This is a genomic window from Echinicola soli (genome assembly GCF_006575665.1).
GTDB lineage: Bacteria > Bacteroidota > Bacteroidia > Cytophagales > Cyclobacteriaceae > Echinicola > Echinicola soli.
This window is the reverse complement of the sequence record NZ_CP041253.1, coordinates 1,610,080-1,631,713: the sequence shown is the minus strand read 5'-3', so window position 1 is coordinate 1,631,713 and position 21,634 is coordinate 1,610,080. Positions and strand designations below refer to the sequence as shown.

Genomic DNA, 21,634 nt, shown 5'->3' with positions numbered 1-21,634 from the left:
ATGAAAAAGAATATAGCCTATCTTTCCATCTTCGTAGTCACCCTATTGGCAGGGTGTGCAGGCGGCAGCAAAATGAGTAAATCAGCAGCTAGCTATAATAACTACGAAGAAAACCTGTCCTCTTACCGAGCCACCTATCCAGACCTTCCCAAGGAGGAAAGCCTGGCACCCGACCAAAGCAATGGCCCCGTAAGTGCGGAAGCAGGAGATCCCGTGGACAGTGACCTCCAAGCTTCGCTGACTCGTTTTGCCCGAAGCAATGCCAATAGAGGTGTTTATAACGGCTTTACGATTTTGGTCTATAGTGGAGTGGACAGGGAGAAGGCTTTTTCTACCAGAAACAAGCTCTATAATACGCTGCCTTCACAGGTAAAAGCAGAAATGGAATACGAACAGCCCCGGTACTTGGTAAAGGTCGGCAGATATATAAATCGCATCGAAGCCCAATCACTCTTCCACTCCATCAAACAAGACTTTCCCAGCGCCAGGATTATCCAACAGCGCTTTGGCAAAGAGGAAGAAGCTGAAATAATCCAAGAATCGAAATAATCAGTATGCTGAAAGAGACCATCAAGAAGCTGGCTGCTGACCAGCTTGACCGAACGATAGAAATCCGCAGACATATCCACGCCAACCCGGAACTTTCTTTCGAAGAACACCATACCTGCGCTTATGTGGAAGAGCATTTGCAGCAAATCGGCATCACCGATATTCAGCGAAAGGCCAATACGGGGCTGGTTGCACTGATCGAGGGAAAGAATCCTTCCAAAAAAACCCTCGCACTGCGAGCGGACATGGATGCCCTTCCCATCATTGAGCAAAATAAAGTCCCCTATAAATCCAAGAATGAAGGAGTTATGCATGCCTGTGGACACGATGTGCATACCTCTTCCCTTTTGGGAGCTGCCCGGATCCTTCATGCTGTAAAAGACCAATTTGAGGGGACAGTAAAGCTGATTTTCCAGCCCGGTGAAGAAAAAATCCCTGGGGGAGCTTCACTAATGATCAAGGACAAAGCACTTGAAAACCCTCGACCAAATGGTATCGTAGGCCAGCACGTCATGCCGCTGATCGATGCCGGCAAGGTAGGCTTTCGCAAAGGTATGTACATGGCCAGTGCTGACGAGCTTTACCTGAAAGTCATCGGAAAAGGTGGACATGGTGCTATGCCAGAAACCCTCGTGGATCCTATCCTGATCGCTTCCCACATCATCGTAGCACTACAGCAAATAATCAGCCGTAACGCCAGCCCAAAGATTCCTTCTGTATTGTCTTTTGGCCGTATCGAAGCACTGGGAGCCACCAATATCATACCCAATGAAGTCAATATCCAAGGCACTTTCCGTACATTGGACGAAGACTGGCGCGCCGAGGCCCATAAAAAAATGGTAAAAATAGCTGAAGGTATTGCCGAAGGCATGGGAGGATCGGTGGATTTTGAAGTGAGAAAAGGCTATCCTTTCTTAAAAAATGCCCCTGAACTAACGGATAGGGCTTACAAAGCCGCCCAAGAATACCTTGGTGAAGAAAATGTGGAAGACTTGGACATTTGGATGGCAGCGGAGGACTTTTCTTACTACACCCAAGAAATGGACGGTTGTTTCTACCGCTTGGGAATTCGAAATGAAGAAAAGGGTATCACCAGTGGTGTACATACGCCCACCTTTGACATTGATGAAAGTGCATTGGAAGTAGGTGCAGGATTAATGGCCTGGATCGCCATTAATGAGCTAATGTCGGAATCATAATATTGGGAACCATGAAAAAACTTTTCTTTGCACTTGTGCTGTGCACAATAATAAGTTCCCATTCTTTTGGTTGGGGAAAAACAGGACACCGGGTAGTCGGACAAATTGCCGAATGGCATCTCAGCAAAAAGGCGCATCGAAATATTGCGGCCATCCTTGGCCCAACATCCTTGGCAATGGCTGCCAACTGGATGGATGAAGTCCGTTCGGACCAAACATATGACTATACTTATACCTGGCATTTCTTGACCGTCCATGAAAGCAAAGGCTATGAACCTGAGATCCAGGAAAAAGACGGCAATGCTTATGGCGTCATGTTGCAGCTTATCGATGAGCTGAAAAACAAGCCCCTTTCTTTGACCAAAAGGCAAGAAAACCTAAAAATGCTTATCCATATCGTGGGAGATCTCCACCAACCGCTCCATGTAGGCACCGGAGAGGACAAAGGTGGCAACGAAGTGGAAGTGTCCTATTTTGGCCAAAGCACCAACCTGCATACGGTGTGGGACACCAAGGTCATTGACCGCCAAAAACTGAGCTATACCGAGCTTGCCAATCACCTCAACAGCAAAGCTGATAAAGCCACTGTAAGAGAACTTCAGGCTGCCCCTTATGCCAATTGGTTAAAAGAAGCAGTACACCTACGGGGAATTGTTTACGATCTCCCTGAGAGCAAGCGATTATCATACGAATATGATTATGTTACCTTCCCTGTGATCGAAGAGCAGCTGCTAGCTGGTGGGATCAGGTTGGCCGGCATCCTCAATGAAATTTACGGGTGAAAAGGTTGAAAATTTGAAGATTGTACGATTGAAAAATTAGCGGATGGAAGATATCCCTTTTACTGCATACTCATCGCAATGACAGTTTTTTTAACCCGGGAGTCAATGCCAACTGATGAAAAACAGGCATACCAAGAGCCGTCATTGAGAAAATCATGGTTCTAACCTCAGTTCGATTTAATATAGACGCTCAGGTTAAATGTATTCCAAAAAGGCTATTTAAAGTACTGGAGTCCGAGAAAACAATCGTCAAATTGAAAAAACCAGCTGTTTTCACCCCTAAATCCCCTAAAGGGGGGATGGGCGTCATTTTAGGGATTGGAATAAAAACCCCAAATTTCTATTTAAAAACAGTTTTAATCATATTTGAAATTTAGTCGGACGCCAGTATTTAAAGTGTCCATTACTATATTTTGGGAGCACTTAAAGCCAAAAACATCAGTGAAAATCTGCCTAACCAGCGTCCCATTAAAAAACGATTCTGCCTATCCCAACTTTTCACTTGATCCCCTTATTCTCCTACTCCAATTGACGCTCGCTATTTGGACAATAGTGTCTTCTTTACCTCTTGGGGAGCGTACTTGTTACGGTACTGGACGGGAGAAAGTCCTGTGATTTTTCTGAACACTGTTCTGAAGGCCTTGGTGTCGCTATAGCCGACATCGTACATTACCTCACTGACATTTTTTCGGGCCTTTTCAAACTCCTTTTTCGCTGCCTCGATCTTTACCCGCTGCATGTATTCCACCACTGTATTGCTGGTAGCTTGCTTAAACCTCCGCTCAAAACTCCTTCTGCCCACGCCAAACTTACTGGCCAAATCATCCACAGTGACCTTTTCCTGAAAATTATCCTCGATGTACTTTTGCGCGTTAAGCACAGCATCGTCATAATGTTCTTTTTGACCATTAAAGAGTATAAAAGGAGACTGACTGTCTCGGTCAATATCGATCATAAATGACTTGGCTGCCAGCACCGCCGTTTCCCGGCCTTGGAATTTTTCGATAAGGTAGACCAGTAAATTGGTAAAAGAAAATGCTCCACCGCTGGTGTACAGACCATCTGAGTCCGTCAAGATCTTATCATCCACCATGATGGCCTTGGGAAAGCGCTTGCGAAAGTCATTGGCAAAATGCCAGTGAGTCGCCACTTTTTTACCATCCAAAAGGCCCGTCTCGGCCAGCAGGAATGCGCCAATACACAAACTGGCTACTTCAGCTCCTGCCTTGTACTGGTTGATAATCCAAGGAATAAAGGGCCTATTGGCCTCCAATACCTGATCAATATCTCCATGGATCGCTGGAATCACGATCAAGTCGGTCTTTTCCACTTCGCTGATTAGCCGTCCAGGGTTGATTTCAAAAAGACCTGTACTTTGCAGGGTAGGCTTGGAGAGGCCTACCAATTGAAGGTCAAAGTACGGCGGACGCCCCAACTGGGCCAACCATTCGTTTACCCAGCTAAAAACGTGATGGGTCCCTTCTATATTGACCATGCTGAAGTGTCCCTTGGGGACAAGGATAGTTACATGTTTCATACCACTAAGATAGTCAGTAAACCTGTCGTATTCAACCCCTTAGTACGTCGTATTTACACACCAGTATTATATAAATAGTCTTGTAAGTTTGTATTGAACCTAAAACAATAAATATCATGATCAAGATAAACCCATACGTAAGCTTTGACGGCAACTGCAGAGAAGCCATGATCTTTTATCAACAATGCTTGGGAGGCGATCTCCAGCTAATGACCATGGCAGAAGGCCCCATGGCCGAACAAACCCCAAAGGACCAACTGGACCAAATCATGCACGCCGAACTTCGCAATGGTGACTTGGTACTGATGGCCACTGACATGCAAGGCCCGGACGGTCACCAGCCTGGGAATGACATGAGCATTCACCTCACCTTTGATGATGAAACTGAAATACATCGATGCTTTGACCGACTTGCTAACGGCGGAAAAGTGCACGAGCCGGTAAGGAAGCAATTTTGGGGCGATACTTTCGGGGTCCTCCGAGACAAATTTGGTAAAAAATGGCAGGTGCTTTTACCTGATCCATCTAATTAACGGATCATGAAAAAGTATAAAATCATTAATTGGGCAGTAGATGGTTTTGGAAGGCAGGTCATATTTCCTATCGCAAAATTTGGTATTTTAGACCTGTCCTGCATTTACTATCTCAGACTCCAGCCACAATAAAAAATCACACCGACCACATTGCCATACACTTGACCCCTACTGATTATGAGCACTAAAAAAGACGTATTTGAATCACTCAAGGAAATCAGCCATCAACTGGTCACCATGCTCAACACACTATCTGAAGAGCAGTTGAACACAGTACCTTTTGAAGGCAGCTGGACGGCCGGACAGGTGGGAAATCATCTGCTAAAATCCTACGCTGCTGCTGACATCCTCAGTGGCGAAACATCGGAATGCCATCGCAAACCTGATGAAAAAGTCTGGGAAGTAAAGAACTTATTCTTGGATTTCACCATCAAGATGGAATCTCCAGTGGAAATCTTACCTGATAAAGGCCCCATCGACAAGGCGGTATTGATTCCAGCAATCGAAAAGCGTTTAGAACAGTTTATGGCTTTTCAAAAAGTCGATGTCACGAGGATTTGCAGGGAATTTGCCATTCCGGAATATGGCGATTTTACCCGACTCGAATGGCTTTGGTTTACGGTTTTCCATACCCGCCGGCATGTCTACCAGCTTGAACGGATCATAAGCAAGCTCACCAAAAAATCCTATACAAATGTCCATTGATCCACCAGCGCGACGTAATATCATCTTGTCCATGATGATCTCACTCGATGGATATATAGAAGGTGAGCATCGTGATATCAGCTGGCACGTATGGAATCGCGAAATGGATGCCTATATGATGGATTTCTTCAACTCACTGGATACGTTTATATATGGCCGCAAATCCTATGAGCTGATGCTGGAATATTGGCCTGAGCAGCAAGGGGAGTTTGCACAGGTGATGAATGAAACCCCCAAACTGGTCTTTTCCAAAACACTCCAAAAGGCCAGTTGGAATGCCACTATCATGGACAAAGTGGATCCAGTCACTATTCAACAGCTGAAAGAGCGGCCAGGGAAAGACATGGTCTTTTTTGGAGGAGCTGATTTGGCACACCACTTTATGAAATACCATCTCATCGATGAATATCGAATCATCGTAAATCCCGTTATATTAGGAAAAGGGGTGCCATTATTTCAGGATAGCGCCATGAAGCTAAAGCTCTTGGAAAGTAAGCCATTTACCTGCGGGAACGTATTGCTGCGCTATGCAGCTCCAAATACAATCTAAAACCAAATAACCATGACAGAAAAAGGAAAAATTTTAGTAAAGTTTAACGAGGCATTCGCCAGCGGCGATGTAACCTATATTGCCGATCAAGTTACCGATGATATCGAATGGACCATTATGGGAGATAAAACACTCACTGGAAAAGCAGCATTTATAGATGCCTTGGAAAAAATGACAGATGGCACACCCGCCAAATCAGAGATCGAACAAGTCATCACCCATGGCAAAGAGGCTGCTGTTCGTGGGGCGATCATCATGGAAAGTGATAAGGTCAGGAGGTTTGCCTTCTGTGACACCTACGTATTCAGCGGATTCAAAAATCCTAAGATCAAACAAATGGTCTCTTTTGTCCAAGAAGTCAGTTAAACCAATAATCTACCCAATCATGTTACAATCCAATCTTGCATTCAGTAGTTTTGCTGCAAAGGACCTCGCCAAAACCCAGAAATTCTATGAGGAGGTATTAGGGCTCGAGGTAACCAAAAACAACATGGGCATACTGGAAGTAAAGACTTCCGGCAATCAACCCATCATTATCTATCCTAAACCCGACCACCAGCCTGCCGTCTTTACAGTCCTGAATTTTACGGTAGACAATATCGAAAAAACCGTGGACGAACTCATTGCCAGGGGCATTCGCTTCGAACAATATACCGGTCACATTCAAACTGATTCAAAGGGTATCTGTAGAAATGAAGAAGGCCCTCAAATCGCCTGGTTTAAAGATCCTGCCGGAAATATCCTTTCAGTGCTGCAAGAGTAGCCTTCGGCACCTTCCTGTATGCTTACATTTCCATCATCTTTTATCACAAATCTGTCCCGGCTGTACGAGCGGTAGCCCCATCTTATAGGGTTCCAAGTTACCTGGGTGTTGGCATTGTCGTGTACCCCAACATCTTTTGTAAGCTCCGCTCTGAAATCTATCGTTAGACATTCAAAAGCACTTCCTAAATATATTTGTACACAGCCCTTATCAGTGTTGTAGATAAGCAATCCTTCAGTTGGGAATTTTTTTCCAAGGCCGTCACCGGAGTTTCGGTAAGTCTGGGGATCAGTACTCCCTTCTTAGTGCCGGACGTGTTTAGCACTAAGAAGGGTTTGTTGTACCTATTCCTTTTTAAGCGAATGTTTCAAGGATAGTAATGAACCCCCCCATTACAATATTTTTGAATTTCACTCCTATCATGGATGTTTATTTACTACAACCCATCTGATCATTCCTGAAAAAAAGCTTCTTCTAGTTTTTCCAAGCGCTTATCCATTTTCTCTAAATTCTTCCGCAGCGATTGGATCTCCATATCTTTTTCCTTTATCAGTCTTTGCTGTTCAATGACATACAGGTATAATTCCTCGACCTTCTCCAATAACTGAACGGAAAGCTTAGTCGCATCAATTACAAAATCTCCATTCTCCGTTTTATTCAGTCCATCAATTTTGGTAATACCAGGGAGGTGGCGATTGTCGTTGATAAACTTTTCGATCTCCTCCAAGGTTTTGAACGTATAATCTTCATTTAAAACAGACCGTCCCTCATAGTAATCTTCAAACACATAATCCGCATAAATATTGGAAGTGGTCAGTATCTTACCGTTCACCGCCAAAGCAACATCATCATCTGTGGTTCCAAGCATATTGTCCGTGCCAATACCTACTTTTCCCATTTGGTAAATATCTTGGGTATTATCAGTCGCTTCGGTATTTGTTGCTTGGTCAAACCAAGGTTCACTATTTTGGCTCTCACTACTGACTAACACCCAAGAGGTACCATTCCACTGCATCAACTGGCCTGTAGAAGTACCGTCTGCCAGTTTGGCCAAGCTCACTGCCTTGTTCGTGATCTCGGCAGTATTAACAGCATTGTCCGCAATTTCGGCAGACGTTACCGCATCGGCAGCGATCTCTGATGATCCAACAGCATTGTCTGCGATCTTCGCAGAGGTCACAGCATTGTCCCCCAGTTCTGTAGTACCGATGCCACCGTCGGAAACATCTAGCGTGAAGGGATCCGTATTCGTCCCCGCTCCGCTTCTTTCCAGCGAGCCGCCATCCGTTGCGTCAAGTACCTCGTTGCCGATCACTCCGTCATTGTCGTTCCCCTGATTGGTGACCACTTCGTCTATCGCTGCCTGGGCGTCCGTCGCCGTAAGCCCGGAAGCCGTATTGTCGTAGTCAACGCCCCCGGCGTCCTGGATCTCATTTGTTGGGTCGTTATCGGCATCGTCCACATTATCTACACCGTCGTTGTCCACCGTCACCGTACCACCGTTCACATCGGTAATGGTCGTCGTGCCGTCAGTGTTGTCCGTTACGGACGTGGTGACTATCGTCACGTCAATGCCGTCATTGTTGGTAAAGGTATAGGTACCGTCGGCATTATCGGTCAGGTCGGACTTGGCTACCGTCGCACTGGTGCCGTCGGGCTTAACCAGCGTAACATTTCCGTCGCCGTTGTCAACCAGGTCGATCACCGAAAACTGGCCGTCAGTACCCGCAACAAGCTCGTCTATCGCTGCCTGGGCGTCCGTCGCCGTAAGCCCGGAAGCCGTATTGTCGTAGTCAACGCCCCCGGCGTCCTGGATCTCATTTGTTGGGTCGTTATCGGCATCGTCCACATTATCTACACCGTCGTTGTCCACCGTCACCGTACCACCGTTCACATCGGTAATGGTCGTCGTGCCGTCAGTGTTGTCCGTTACGGACGTGGTGACTATCGTCACGTCAATGCCGTCATTGTTGGTAAAGGTATAGGTACCGTCGGCATTATCGGTCAGGTCGGACTTGGCTACCGTCGCACTGGTGCCGTCGGGCTTAACCAGCGTAACATTTCCGTCGCCGTTGTCAACCAGGTCGATCACCGAAAACTGGCCGTCAGTACCCGCAACAAGCTCGTCTATCGCCGCCTGGGCGTCCGTCGCCGTAAGCCCGGAAGCCGTATTGTCGTAGTCAACGCCCCCGGCGTCCTGGATCTCATTTGTTGGGTCGTTATCGGCATCGTCCACATTATCTACACCGTCGTTGTCCACCGTCACCGTACCACCGTTCACATCGGTAATGGTCGTCGTGCCGTCAGTGTTGTCCGTTACGGACGTGGTGACTATCGTCACGTCAATGCCGTCATTGTTGGTAAAGGTATAGGTACCGTCGGCATTATCGGTCAGGTCGGACTTGGCTACCGTCGCACTGGTGCCGTCGGGCTTAACCAGCGTAACATTTCCGTCGCCGTTGTCAACCAGGTCGATCACCGAAAACTGGCCGTCAGTACCCGCAACAAGCTCGTCTATCGCTGCCTGGGCGTCCGTCGCCGTAAGCCCGGAAGCCGTATTGTCGTAGTCAACGCCCCCGGCGTCCTGGATCTCATTTGTTGGGTCGTTATCGGCATCGTCCACATTATCTACACCGTCGTTGTCCACCGTCACCGTACCACCGTTCACATCGGTAATGGTCGTCGTGCCGTCAGTGTTGTCCGTTACGGACGTGGTGACTATCGTCACGTCAATGCCGTCATTGTTGGTAAAGGTATAGGTACCGTCGGCATTATCGGTCAGGTCGGACTTGGCTACCGTCGCACTGGTGCCGTCGGGCTTAACCAGCGTAACATTTCCGTCGCCGTTGTCAACCAGGTCGATCACCGAAAACTGGCCGTCAGTACCCGCAACAAGCTCGTCTATCGCCGCCTGGGCGTCCGTCGCCGTAAGCCCGGAAGCCGTATTGTCGTAGTCAACGCCCCCGGCGTCCTGGATCTCATTTGTTGGGTCGTTATCGGCATCGTCCACATTATCTACACCGTCGTTGTCCACCGTCACCGTACCACCGTTCACATCGGTAATGGTCGTCGTGCCGTCAGTGTTGTCCGTTACGGACGTGGTGACTATCGTCACGTCAATGCCGTCATTGTTGGTAAAGGTATAGGTACCGTCGGCATTATCGGTCAGGTCGGACTTGGCTACCGTCGCACTGGTGCCGTCGGGCTTAACCAGCGTAACATTTCCGTCGCCGTTGTCAACCAGGTCGATCACCGAAAACTGGCCGTCAGTACCCGCAACAAGCTCGTCTATCGCTGCCTGGGCGTCCGTCGCCGTAAGCCCGGAAGCCGTATTGTCGTAGTCAACGCCCCCGGCGTCCTGGATCTCATTTGTTGGGTCGTTATCGGCATCGTCCACATTATCTACACCGTCGTTGTCCACCGTCACCGTACCACCGTTCACATCGGTAATGGTCGTCGTGCCGTCAGTGTTGTCCGTTACGGACGTGGTGACTATCGTCACGTCAATGCCGTCATTGTTGGTAAAGGTATAGGTACCGTCGGCATTATCGGTCAGGTCGGACTTGGCTACCGTCGCACTGGTGCCGTCGGGCTTAACCAGCGTAACATTTCCGTCGCCGTTGTCAACCAGGTCGATCACCGAAAACTGGCCGTCAGTACCCGCAACAAGCTCGTCTATCGCCGCCTGCACGTTATCTGCCGCCAAACCGCTCGCAGCGTTGTCAAAGCCCAGCGCCGACGCGTTCGTGTCGATCGTCGTGATCGTCACACCCGCGGCATCGGTAAAGGTATACACACCGTCAGCCTCGCTCACGCTTGTCGTGTTCGCATCAAAGGTAATATCCATCCCGTCCACAGACGTGTGCGTGAACGTACCGTCCCCATTGTCTTCCAAAATATCGCTGAGACCAGAGGCCTGTGACCATGACGTACCGTCACGGGTATAGATGTCCCCTGTGCTCTCATCTACATACACATCGCCGGCGGTGGCAACAAATGAAGGTTCGGTAATATTATTCGGGTCTCCTACTCCTGTACGGGTTACATTAAAAACAGTAGAACCTCCATCTACCTCAGTATGGAAAATTTGTCCCCCGAATACATCGATTTCATCACTGTTCTGTACCCACTCACTCCCGTTATGAGCGTAGATATCGCCTGTGCCCTCGTCTACATAGATGTCACCGGCTTCGCCAGTTGTACCGTTATCATTTGGATTACCAGCTCCTGTTTGAGTTACGTCAAAGGTTGTACTGGTGTTATCCTCGGAGGTATATGTATAGGTGCCATTCTCGTTATCAACTAGTGTGGTTAGCGTTTCGTTCTGGGCGATTAAATCACCGACTTGTAATACATTTTCTTCTCCATCCTCATCTACATAGGTAATGGTTCCGGCTGCTGCATCCTGTGATATGGAAGTCAACGTCTCGAAATTAGGAATCATCGCTCCTAAGTCTAACGGAGTAGCAACCCCATCTTCATCATTGTAGGTTAAGATACCTGTTGTAGCATCAAAGGTGGCACTGGTAAGCGTTTCGTTCTGGGCGACTAAATCTGCCACTTGCAAAACGGTTTCTGCTCCATCCTCATCGGTGTAAGTAATTGTGCCTGCTACTGCATCTTGAGTGATGGAAGTCAACGTCTCGAAATTAGGAATCATCGCTCCTAAGTCTAACGGAGTAGCAACCCCATCTTCATCATTGTAGGTTAAGATACCTGTTGCAGCATCAAAGGTGGCACTGGTAAGCGTTTCGTTCTGGGCGACTAAATCTGCCACTTGCAAAACGGTTTCTGCTCCATCCTCATCGGTGTAAGTAATTGTGCCTGCTACTGCATCTTGAGTGATGGAAGTCAACGTCTCGAAATTAGGAATCATCGCTCCTAAGTCTAACGGAGTAGCAACCCCATCTTCATCATTGTAGATTAAGATACCTGTTGCAGCATCAAAGGTGGCACTGGTAAGCGTTTCGTTCTGGGCGATTAAATCACCGACTTGTAATACATTTTCTTCTCCATCCTCATCTACATAGGTAATGGTTCCGGCTGCTGCATCCTGTGATATGGAAGTCAACGTCTCGAAATTAGGAATCATCGCTCCTAAGTCTAACGGAGTAGCAACCCCATCTTCATCATTGTAGGTTAAGATGCCTGTTGCAGCATCAAAGGTGGCACTGGTCAGCGTTTCGTTCTGGGCGATTAAATCTGCCACTTGCAAAACGGTTTCTGCTCCATCCTCATCGGTGTAAGTAATTGTGCCTGCTACTGCATCTTGAGTGATGGAAGTCAACGTCTCGAAATTAGGAATCATCGCTCCTAAGTCTAACGGAGTAGCAACCCCATCTTCATCATTATAGGTTAAGATACCTGTTGTAGGATCAAAGTTGGCACTGGTAAGCGTTTCGTTCTGGGCGACTAAATCTGCCACTTGCAAAACGGTTTCTGCTCCATCCTCATCGGTGTAAGTAATTGTGCCTGCTACTGCATCTTGAGTGATGGAAGTCAACGTCTCGAAATTAGGAATCATCGCTCCTAAGTCCAAATCGTTAGCAACCCCATCTTCATCATTGTAGGTTAAGATGCCTGTTGTAGCATCAAAGGTGGCACTGGTAAGCGTTTCGTTCTGGGCGATTAAATCACCGACTTGTAATACATTTTCTGCTCCATCCTCATCTACATAGGTAATGGTTCCGGCTGCTGCATCCTGTGATATGGAAGTCAACGTCTCGAAATTAGGAATCATCGCTCCTAAGTCTAACGGAGTAGCAACCCCATCTTCATCATTATAGGTTAAGATACCTGTTGTAGGATCAAAGGTAGCACTGGTCAGCGTTTCGTTCTGGGCGATTAAATCACCGACTTGTAATACATTTTCTTCTCCATCCTCATCTACATAGGTAATGGTTCCGGCTGCTGCATCCTGTGATATGGAAGTCAACGTCTCGAAATTAGGAATCATCGCTCCTAAGTCCAAATCGTTAGCAACCCCATCTTCATCATTGTAGGTTAAGATACCTGTTGTAGCATCAAAGGTGGCACTGGTCAGCGTTTCGTTCTGGGCGATTAAATCACCGACTTGTAATACATTTTCTTCTCCATCCTCATCTACATAGGTAATGGTTCCGGCTGCTGCATCCTGTGTTATGGAAGTCAACGTCTCGAAATTAGGAATCATCGCTCCTAAGTCTAACGGAGTAGCAACCCCATCTTCATCATTGTAGGTTAAGATGCCTGTTGTAGCATCAAAGGTGGCACTGGTAAGCGTTTCGTTCTGGGCGACTAAATCTGCCACTTGCAAAACGGTTTCTGCTCCATCCTCATCGGTGTAAGTAATTGTGCCTGCTACTGCATCTTGAGTGATGGAAGTCAACGTCTCGAAATTAGGAATCATCGCTCCTAAGTCTAACGGAGTAGCAACCCCATCTTCATCATTATAGGTTAAGATACCTGTTGTAGGATCAAAGGTGGCACTGGTAAGCGTTTCGTTCTGGGCGATTAAATCACCGACTTGTAATACATTTTCTTCTCCATCCTCATCTACATAGGTAATGGTTCCGGCTGCTGCATCCTGTGTTATGGAAGTCAACGTCTCGAAATTAGGAATCATCGCTCCTAAGTCTAACGGAGTAGCAACCCCATCTTCATCATTGTAGGTTAAGATGCCTGTTGTAGCATCAAAGGTGGCACTGGTAAGCGTTTCGTTCTGGGCTATGACATCAGTGATCTCATTATAAATACCACCTTCATTTTGAATATTCTCGATAACATCACCGGCAACATCTATAGTCACTTCTGTTCCATTGTCGTTGGTGATAGTATATGTTCCGTCGTCGTTGTCGGTCACTAAGGTGGTATTGGCATCAAAAGTGACGGATATTCCCGTTTCATCGGTATAGGTAAAGGTTCCATCTCCGTGGTCTACCAGCGTCGTCACCGTCTCGTTTGACTTTACCAGCGCCTCCATGTTGATCACCTGCTCATCGCCGCTCGCATCAACATACGTGAACTCGTTGGTCGTCCCGTCATAGTGCACGTTCCCGCCCACTTCTTCTATAAGGTTCGTGATGCTCTCATAAACGTCTCCTTCGCCAGTGGTGAGCTGATTGATGATCTCGGATGGTACGTCCACCAACGTCGCCGTACCGTCCTCCGAGGTGTAGGTATAGGTGCCGTCTCCATTATCAACCAGCGTTGTCACCGTCTCGTTTGACTTTACCAGCGCCTCCATGTTGATCACCTGCTCATCGCCGCTCGCATCAACATACGTGAACTCGTTGGTCGTCCCGTCATAGTGCACGTTCCCGCCCACTTCTTCTATAAGGTTCGTGATGCTCTCATAAACGTCTCCTTCGCCAGTGGTGAGCTGATTGATGATCTCCGAAGGTACGTCCACCAACGTCGCCGTACCGTCCTCCGATGTGTAGGTATAGGTGCCGTCTCCGTTGTCCACCAGCGTCGTCACCGTCTCGTTTGACTTTACCAGCGCCTCCATGTTGATCACCTGCTCATCGCCGCTCGCATCAACATAGGTAAACTCGTTGGTCGTCCCGTCATAGTGCACGTTCCCGCCCACTTCTTCTATAAGGTTCGTGATGCTCTCATAAACGTCTCCTTCGCCAGTGGTGAGCTGATTGATGATCTCCGAAGGTACGTCAACCAATGTCGCCGTACCGTCCTCCGATGTGTAGGTATAGGTGCCGTCTCCATTATCAACCAGCGTCGTCACCGTCTCGTTTGACTTTACCAGCTCTTCTATGTTGATCACCTGCTCATCGCCGCTCGCATCAACATACGTGAACTCGTTGGTCGTCCCGTCATAGTGCACGTTCCCGCCCACTTCTTCTATAAGGTTCGTGATGCTCTCATAAACGTCTCCTTCGCCAGTGGTGAGCTGATTGATGATCTCGGATGGTACGTCCACCAACGTCGCCGTACCGTCCTCCGAGGTGTAGGTATAGGTGCCGTCTCCATTATCAACCAGCGTTGTCACCGTCTCGTTTGACTTTACCAGCGCCTCCATGTTGATCACCTGCTCATCGCCGCTCGCATCAACATACGTGAACTCGTTGGTCGTCCCGTCATAGTGCACGTTCCCGCCCACTTCTTCTATAAGGTTCGTGATGCTCTCATAAACGTCTCCTTCGCCAGTGGTGAGCTGATTAATGATCTCGGATGGTACGTCCACCAACGTCGCCGTACCGTCTTCCGATGTGTAGGTATAGGTGCCGTCTCCATTATCAACCAGCGTCGTCACCGTCTCGTTTGACTTTACCAGCTCTTCTATGTTGATCACCTGCTCATCGCCGCTCGCATCAACATACGTGAACTCGTTGGTCGTCCCGTCATAGTGCACGTTCCCGCCCACTTCTTCTATAAGGTTCGTGATGCTCTCATAAACGTCTCCTTCGCCAGTGGTGAGCTGATTGATGATCTCCGAAGGTACGTCCACCAACGTCGCCGTACCGTCCTCCGAGGTGTAGGTATAGGTGCCGTCTCCGTTGTCCACCAGCGTCGTCACCGTCTCATTTAACAATTCCTCAATGCTTATTTCGACGAGTTCGCCAGATTCATTGATATAGAAGAACTGGTTCTTTTCCGGATCATAGACTATATTACTTGGATGATCGTCATCAGCCCCCAATCTTCTCCATTTATTTTCATACCAGTAATAATAGCCTGGAGAAATCAAATCATTGTCCGTAGTATTATAAACCAATAAACTCTCCACATTCCCTCCTGTTATGGTCTCGGTATCCGTAATGCTCGTTAGACCAATTCTTGGAATCAAAACACCTCTATCTGATGATGCTATCTCCAATTGAGATGATGGATTTGGTACATCGGCTCCAATCCCTACTTGAGCACTTGCATATCTTGCCCCCAAGCAAAACAACAACACTAAAAGTAAATTTTTCATGCTCATATCGTTTTGGTATATTTTCTTAATTATACTTATCAAATTATTTAATTGGAGTCCTGATTACCTGGATCCATCCTTTAAACTCATCTTTTTGGCCATTTTCAAGCATGACCTCCAGCATATAAAAGTAGGTGCCATCCACCAAGCCTTTTGCTGCCCAATCGTTCTGATAATCTTCAGCTTCAAAAACATGATCGCCAAACCTGTTAAAGATAGTGATCCTGTTTTCTTTAAATCTATTCAGACCATTGATCTTGAAGACGTCGTTATCCATATCTCCATTCGGCGTAATGACATTTGGAATGAAAAACTTATTGACCTTGTTAATATCCTGGTCTTCGTTATTCTCTGGATTGGTATCTTCTTCGTTTGAATTCACTTTTACCGAATTCATAATGGTTCCTTCTCCTTCTGTGGTTATGGTCAACGTAATGACCATTTCATCGCCGGCCAGAAATGCCGGAACACTCCACATCAAGGTCTGACCACTAACTTCCAACTCATACTCCAACAGTCCAAAAGCGGACTCTACCACCATTTCCTTATAGCGTGTTCCAGGTGGCAGGTTATCCACCACCATTACATCGGTGGCATTGATATCACTGTTATTCTGAACTCGGATCTCATACTCCAGATCATCCCCTTCCCACACCACTTTTTCAAATGATGTTTTGGTGACTTGAAGATCTGTCGCCCCTTCTTGCACCAAAGCAAAAGTATACACGCCGGTGGCAGCTAATTTTGCCGGTGCGGTGACGGTATAGTTTGCCAGATCTACCTCTCCTCCCATATCTATCCACTGCTCATTTTCCTCGTCCCATTTTGCGATATGAAGACGGCTTTTTTCTTCTCCTAAAATAAATGCCGGTGTCGTCACATCCCGCCAAGAAAGTATTACGTCCACATCTTCATCCCCTCCCTCGACTTTGTTCAAAACCCAATACTCCGAGTCATCAATGACCTGGATTTTAGCTTCTTTCTGGGCTCGGGGGTAACTTGGATCGGGATCCTCAAAGAAATAGTTGGTTTCTATGGAATATTGGTCATTTGATGGAGCGGATATTCCATCATGCCTATAAAACCCACCATCTCCGACGGGATAAATAAAAGATTCATCTCCAATTTTCTGAACAAATCCATCCATATGGCTGATGTCGGAGGTATTGCTGTGTGAGGCTCCTTTTTCAAAAATGATCAAGCCTCCGTATCCATCACTTTGGACAATACCACGTGAAAAATCACCATTTCCCGTTACGCTAAGTGTACCTTCCAATTGAAAGGCGTATGGGTCACTGGCATTATCAAAAACCACATCGTTCAATTCAGCAATTTGACTGCCTGTAATTTTCTGAATTCCAGTCTGCCCTACAAACCTCGTCATTCCAGCGTACCCTCCCTGGGTAAAGTTGAATATCCCGTCATTTTTAAAATGGGAATACACATATAAGGTTCCATCATTGACCAAGGTAGCTTCCGGCTTATTCTCTAAAGCAAACAGCGTGGAGACTGTGGTTCCTTCTTTAATGACCACCTTACCATAATTGATGGTTTGTGCATTGACAATTCCACAAATCATGCACAAGATCATCAGAGCCTGGTTCGTAACAAGCAATATTTTATATCTATGCGGTATCATTCTATTTCAATTATTACTTCCTTAAGTCCATTATCAAAAGAAGCCATTCGGGATCGGTACTTGGCAGCCTCAATTTCATCTTCATCCTCAAACCATTTCCTGGACACTCTTTGTGGGGATATCCCCTTTGCTGTCAAATAGACCAAAGCCATGGATACTCTGTCCTCAAAAAGCTCTTGGTCAAATGAACCCACAAATAGCAATGCTACCTCCTTGTTCTTTTCCAAAAACAGCTTCAGACGCTCCAAAGTCATTAGTTGCTCTCCTTTCAAGCGAACTTCCCTTCCTCTAAACTTCAGCTTGTCGGCTTCGGCTTTGCTTAGCAGTTCGTCAAGTGAACTGGTAAGTGAACAATAATCCTTGTACGTCTTTTCGTTATCTACCCAATCCTCTACCGAAACCCTTAGGACGAGCTCACTTCGTCTGTTCAGTTGATGCTGGTCTTCACTACAATCCTTACCATCTGGACAATCTACCACTAAATGCTCTTCACCAAACCACCTGGCATTTATCCGCTCTAGGGGAACTCCCTTTCCTTTCAAATAATCCTCCACGGCCTTTGCCCTTCTTTTACTCAGTCGCTGGTTATAGCCATGAGAAGCCCTGGAATCCGTATGGGAAGTCACTTCCAATGTCAGCTGTGGATACATCTCCATAACTTCAGCGACATCGTCAAGGATTTCATGCTCAGTCCTTCTGATAAGGCTTTTATCAAGGTCATAATAGATGATGTCTGTGATGGCTATATCAGCTGTAGGTACCTTGGCCAAATAATACGCTCTTTTGATTGTCCCAGAATCCAATCCGACACTAGAGATACTCTTATCGACCACCGGAAAGTAGTCCTCTAGATCTATTTCAACCTTATACCTTTGCTCCGCTGACAAATCCGCTAGAAATTCCCCTTCCTCTTTCTTCTCCCATTCCACACTGTCCCCGTCGATTTGATGAAGGGCCACTTGGACATTTTCCAAAACATTTCCATTACAGTCCATTACCTTCACCAATAACCTCCTACGGCCAGGAAGCAACCTGTATATATCATCCAGCCCCTCCTCTCCCTTTCTGTTGGAGCTTATATAAATTTCTTCATCACCAAACTGTCGGTAAGCAAAATCATCACTTACTGAATTGACTTTCTCGCCGAGGTTTACAGCTTGGCCAAAAACCCCACCTGACAGCAAGTTGGCCTTAAAAATATCTGTTCCTCCAAAATTGGAATGCCCCTCTGAGGCGAAGTAAAAGTCCCCCTTATAAGCAAACGGATCCCTTTCATGGGATGTTGTATTGATCTTCTCGCCCAAATTGGACGGCGCGGAAAAAATCAATCGATCTCCTTCCTTGTAATAATTAACATAATACAGGTCGTAGCCCCCATAGCCCCCTTCCATATTTGAAGCATAATATAGGCGGCTGGTTTCTGCATCAGCGTATGGGGTGATCAATCCGTATGATAATGGCAAATTTCGCGGATAAGGCTGGACAAAAAGAAGCTTCCCCTTCTCATCAATAGGGCCATAATACAATTCGGGATGTATCACAAAATCACGGGACTTCCTTTTTTCTTTCAAGTCTCTTGTGACAGAAAAGAACATATAATCCACTCCCTCAATATTTACGATGCTGGGATCACTCATGTGCATAAACCCACTTCCAGCCATATTGATCGCCCCAATGTTGCCATCCTTATCCTGACGATAAATCTTAAGATACTCACGGCCAGTCCACTCATAAATGTCTCTATCGTACACTCTGGATTTGACATCAAACCTCAATTTCTTCACCCTAACATTATCCAACAGCTCACCTCTGTCCGATACAAAGTAGCGGTTGCCATACGTATCCTTGGCCAGGATAAAATCGGCAGCAGTACTGTTGATCGCTTCCAGGTATTGTACCCTGTCCTCACTCCCATGGGCAGTGGTGGGCCTTGGGGCTTCCTGTCCATATCCCTTTTGGGATATCCCATTTTTTGTCAGGTAATCCACCATTTGGTCCCTTTTGCCAAGGGCTTGGGCAGCTGAAAGGAAACCCGTGATGTCTTCATCCGTGTACTCATCCGTAAAAACAAATGCCTTTTTCCACCATTCAATGGATAGGTTGTATTCATTATTCTTTGAATAACAATAGGCAGCATTTTTGGCCGAAGTATAGGTGGGCCTTCTATTATAGGCCTTTTCATACACCTCTGCAGCCACCTTGTAGTTCGTTTGCTCTTTTTGCTGTTCAGCATACCTAAGCATTGAACTTTGGCCGCTGGCTGTCAATGTCACCAATAAAACCGATATAAGTGCGATGACTTTCTTCATATTTAAAACCATCTTTGGTTCCTCATCTTGACCGTTTTTGGGGACAAATAATATCCTAGGGATATTTCATGCGAGTTATGCCTGTGATTCTGCAGGACATTCATATTTACATCATAGGCATAACCCACCCTGAAGTCTTCCGTGGCATAGATTTCCACGATAAGTGCCACCGCATTCCGATTGCTCAAATTCTCTGGAAGATTACTTTTCCATGCTTTTGTGTTCGTCCTGTACGATCCTCCCAGCCAAAGTCTTTCATAAAACAAGAACAAAGCGTTCAGATCTACATTGGTAGGAGCCCCTTTTACCTCCTTGGCAAGGACCGAAGGTTTAAATGATATATTGTCAGAAATTGGTACCATCATTCCAGCAGTCAGGTAAAAATGAAATGCCTGGTAGCCTCGACCAATTCCCTGTTTTTCAAATACTTTATTATTGATCACATTATAGGCGCTGACTCCCGCATAAAAATTGGGGGTGTGATAAAATAGCCCAAGGTTAAGATTAGGATCAAGCACATTGACAATTCCCTGGTGAATAATATCATCATCTTCATCCACCGCCTCCAGTAAGCTATAATCTATCCCATAGTCAGTTATCCCTGCACTAATGCCCAAGCCAAAAAAACCATCATACCCCACCTGAATATGGTAGGCGTAAGTCAGCATTCCGCCGATTGTCTTAGAGGGACCTAACTGGTCGTGCAAAAAAGAAAAGCCGAAACCCATTGTCCCCTCATTGGCACTGAAATCCGCCGTAACCGACATGGTTTTTGGGGCACCTGGGAAGTTTGCCCATTGGGACCTGTATGTGGACTGTAAATATCCTTCCTCTTTATACCCCGCATAGCCCGGGTTAATATGAAGGCCGTTGAATATATATTGGCTGAATTGGGGAAGCTGTTGGGCATGACCTTCCATGATGCCCAAGACAATCACAAAAAATACGACTATTTTAAATAATTTCCCCATAATTCAAATTGCTCAAAACCTGAATTCAATTTTATTTGCTTCATAAAAAGCAATAATCAATTCAGCGTACTTCTATTAATTTAGTTATAAACTGTCATTTATTACCTTCTGAAAACCATTTAATTACACCAAACAACCTTTCACACAAAATAATGGATTAAATTACCGTTAAAAGAAGGTTTGCATACGCATATATACGCAAACTGGAATATCAAACACACTCAAATGTACTCAAGATAAAAAAAACATATATAAACATTAAATCAGACAATAAAAAACCCAAATTATCTGTTAAAAAAACAATTCCTTTGCATAAATATCAATAAACAAAACAAACACTATAATCCCAAATAATTAAAAAACCGAATAGTATTATTTTAACATGAAACAGGTACAAGTTCCCATTAAAATCAATCCAAAAAAATTAACTTTGACCAAATGCGAGCCTTCTGTTCCAGAAAGAAATCACCTTCACTACAGGGCGGGTAGTTTGACAACTGTTTACATCTATACCAAATCATAGAAACGAAAGTAACTGCCAGCAAAGTCAAGTTTTATAAAAGTTCTCGGGACAGGTATTTTGGGAGAGCATACTAAATTACCCATTATGGAAGACTTCTGTCAATCTCTAATTCGCCACCTTGAAAGTTTTATTCCCTAATATGACTTTCCGCGACTTTGCACGTAGCCTCGAAGAAACGAAATATTCATCGGGAAGCCATTATTCGGCCTTTGGTCCCGGTCGACCGGGATTGGGACAGTGAATGGGGGCGTTAAAAAAATGCGTTAGCTCGCGCAGTGGACAAGCAAGACCCACCCATTTTTAGCCCACGGCAATTGGCACAAAATCAAATTGAGCCAAACGAAACTGTAATCGGAATACCAAATTCACTCAATTTGAAAAAGGCTCCAGGGCCTAGATTTTTGGTTCTTTTCATCAATGGAAATGCGTTACATTCATGAAGACCTTTTGAAAGCATTTTCACACCTGAATAAAAGAACAGAAAACAATAAGAGCCTTTATAATATTTGCTTACGTGCTACATTACGGATACACATATTCCCTTAAACAATCATGAAAAAAGTCAAATCGAAGAGCGATTTTTTGCTCGAAATGTTATAAAAAGAGGTTCTATATGATTTACTATGGGTAAACTGAGCGCTAGCGGGCTATGGAGATCGA

The 21,634-nt window shown here is 45.9% G+C and carries 13 protein-coding genes; 8 read left to right on the top strand and 5 right to left on the bottom strand.

Annotation, left to right across the window (positions count from 1 at the left end; translation table 11 throughout):
• From FKX85_RS06820 to FKX85_RS06810, 3 genes are read left to right on the top strand one after another with little or no spacing between them, the layout of a single operon-like run.
• Complete coding sequence (locus tag FKX85_RS06820) at positions 1–549, top strand: hypothetical protein (RefSeq protein ID WP_141614015.1); 549 nt, start codon at positions 1–3, stop codon at positions 547–549.
• Positions 550–554: 5 nt separating this feature from the next.
• Complete coding sequence (locus tag FKX85_RS06815; protein ID WP_141614014.1) at positions 555–1,748, top strand: M20 metallopeptidase family protein; 1,194 nt, start codon at positions 555–557, stop codon at positions 1,746–1,748.
• 11 nt (positions 1,749–1,759) lie between these two features.
• A complete protein-coding gene (locus tag FKX85_RS06810; protein WP_141614013.1) occupies positions 1,760–2,530 on the top strand; it encodes a S1/P1 nuclease in 771 nt (256 codons plus the stop codon).
• Between the two features lie 538 nt (positions 2,531–3,068).
• Here the strand turns inward: FKX85_RS06810 and FKX85_RS06805 are convergent.
• Positions 3,069–4,067 carry a GlxA family transcriptional regulator gene (locus FKX85_RS06805; RefSeq protein WP_141614012.1) on the bottom strand — a complete coding sequence of 333 codons (999 nt, stop codon included), beginning with the start codon at positions 4,065–4,067 and terminating at the stop codon, positions 3,069–3,071.
• A gap of 116 nt (positions 4,068–4,183) precedes the next feature.
• Here FKX85_RS06805 and FKX85_RS06800 point away from each other — a divergent pair, with 116 nt between their 5' ends.
• The 5 genes from FKX85_RS06800 (at position 4,184) to FKX85_RS06780 (ending at position 6,618) form a co-directional block, all read left to right on the top strand.
• Positions 4,184–4,600 carry a VOC family protein gene (locus FKX85_RS06800; RefSeq protein ID WP_141614011.1) on the top strand — a complete coding sequence of 139 codons (417 nt, stop codon included), beginning with the start codon at positions 4,184–4,186 and terminating at the stop codon, positions 4,598–4,600.
• A 177-nt stretch (positions 4,601–4,777) separates the two neighbouring features.
• Positions 4,778–5,305 carry a DinB family protein gene (locus FKX85_RS06795; RefSeq protein ID WP_141614010.1) on the top strand — a complete coding sequence of 176 codons (528 nt, stop codon included), beginning with the start codon at positions 4,778–4,780 and terminating at the stop codon, positions 5,303–5,305.
• Entirely contained in the window at positions 5,295–5,855 is a 561-nt protein-coding gene (locus FKX85_RS06790) for a dihydrofolate reductase family protein (RefSeq protein ID WP_141614009.1), read from the top strand. Before FKX85_RS06795 ends, FKX85_RS06790 begins: the two co-directional genes overlap by 11 nt.
• A gap of 12 nt (positions 5,856–5,867) precedes the next feature.
• Complete coding sequence (locus FKX85_RS06785) at positions 5,868–6,221, top strand: nuclear transport factor 2 family protein (RefSeq protein ID WP_141614008.1); 354 nt, start codon at positions 5,868–5,870, stop codon at positions 6,219–6,221.
• A 19-nt stretch (positions 6,222–6,240) separates the two neighbouring features.
• Positions 6,241–6,618, top strand: coding sequence for a VOC family protein (locus FKX85_RS06780; RefSeq protein ID WP_141614007.1), 378 nt, complete (start codon positions 6,241–6,243; stop codon positions 6,616–6,618).
• 451 nt (positions 6,619–7,069) lie between these two features.
• On the opposite strand, the gene FKX85_RS06775 is transcribed toward FKX85_RS06780, so the two are convergent.
• From FKX85_RS06775 to FKX85_RS06760, 4 genes are read right to left on the bottom strand one after another with little or no spacing between them, the layout of a single operon-like run.
• Entirely contained in the window at positions 7,070–15,532 is an 8,463-nt protein-coding gene (locus FKX85_RS06775) for a beta strand repeat-containing protein (protein ID WP_141614006.1), read from the bottom strand.
• A 43-nt stretch (positions 15,533–15,575) separates the two neighbouring features.
• A complete protein-coding gene (locus FKX85_RS06770; protein WP_141614005.1) occupies positions 15,576–17,171 on the bottom strand; it encodes a T9SS type B sorting domain-containing protein in 1,596 nt (531 codons plus the stop codon).
• Positions 17,168–19,480, bottom strand: a complete 2,313-nt coding sequence (locus FKX85_RS06765) for an OmpA family protein (protein ID WP_168196227.1) — start codon at positions 19,478–19,480, stop codon at positions 17,168–17,170. Before FKX85_RS06765 ends, FKX85_RS06770 begins: the two co-directional genes overlap by 4 nt.
• Positions 19,481–19,482: 2 nt before the next feature.
• Positions 19,483–20,451, bottom strand: coding sequence for a PorP/SprF family type IX secretion system membrane protein (locus FKX85_RS06760; protein WP_141614003.1), 969 nt, complete (start codon positions 20,449–20,451; stop codon positions 19,483–19,485).
• Between the last annotated feature and the right edge of the window lie 1,183 nt (positions 20,452–21,634).

What these genes read in the sequence shown, in the direction of transcription:
- FKX85_RS06820 (WP_141614015.1), top strand. Translation starts at nt 1, where the DNA reads ATGAAAAAGAATATAGCCTATCTTTCCATCTTCGTAGTCACCCTATTG.
- FKX85_RS06815 (WP_141614014.1), top strand. Translation starts at nt 555, where the DNA reads ATGCTGAAAGAGACCATCAAGAAGCTGGCTGCTGACCAGCTTGACCGA.
- FKX85_RS06810 (WP_141614013.1), top strand. Translation starts at nt 1,760, where the DNA reads ATGAAAAAACTTTTCTTTGCACTTGTGCTGTGCACAATAATAAGTTCC.
- FKX85_RS06805 (WP_141614012.1), bottom strand. Translation starts at nt 4,067, where the DNA reads ATGAAACATGTAACTATCCTTGTCCCCAAGGGACACTTCAGCATGGTC.
- FKX85_RS06800 (WP_141614011.1), top strand. Translation starts at nt 4,184, where the DNA reads ATGATCAAGATAAACCCATACGTAAGCTTTGACGGCAACTGCAGAGAA.
- FKX85_RS06795 (WP_141614010.1), top strand. Translation starts at nt 4,778, where the DNA reads ATGAGCACTAAAAAAGACGTATTTGAATCACTCAAGGAAATCAGCCAT.
- FKX85_RS06790 (WP_141614009.1), top strand. Translation starts at nt 5,295, where the DNA reads ATGTCCATTGATCCACCAGCGCGACGTAATATCATCTTGTCCATGATG.
- FKX85_RS06785 (WP_141614008.1), top strand. Translation starts at nt 5,868, where the DNA reads ATGACAGAAAAAGGAAAAATTTTAGTAAAGTTTAACGAGGCATTCGCC.
- FKX85_RS06780 (WP_141614007.1), top strand. Translation starts at nt 6,241, where the DNA reads ATGTTACAATCCAATCTTGCATTCAGTAGTTTTGCTGCAAAGGACCTC.
- FKX85_RS06775 (WP_141614006.1), bottom strand. Translation starts at nt 15,532, where the DNA reads ATGAAAAATTTACTTTTAGTGTTGTTGTTTTGCTTGGGGGCAAGATAT.
- FKX85_RS06770 (WP_141614005.1), bottom strand. Translation starts at nt 17,171, where the DNA reads ATGATACCGCATAGATATAAAATATTGCTTGTTACGAACCAGGCTCTG.
- FKX85_RS06765 (WP_168196227.1), bottom strand. Translation starts at nt 19,480, where the DNA reads ATGAAGAAAGTCATCGCACTTATATCGGTTTTATTGGTGACATTGACA.
- FKX85_RS06760 (WP_141614003.1), bottom strand. Translation starts at nt 20,451, where the DNA reads ATGGGGAAATTATTTAAAATAGTCGTATTTTTTGTGATTGTCTTGGGC.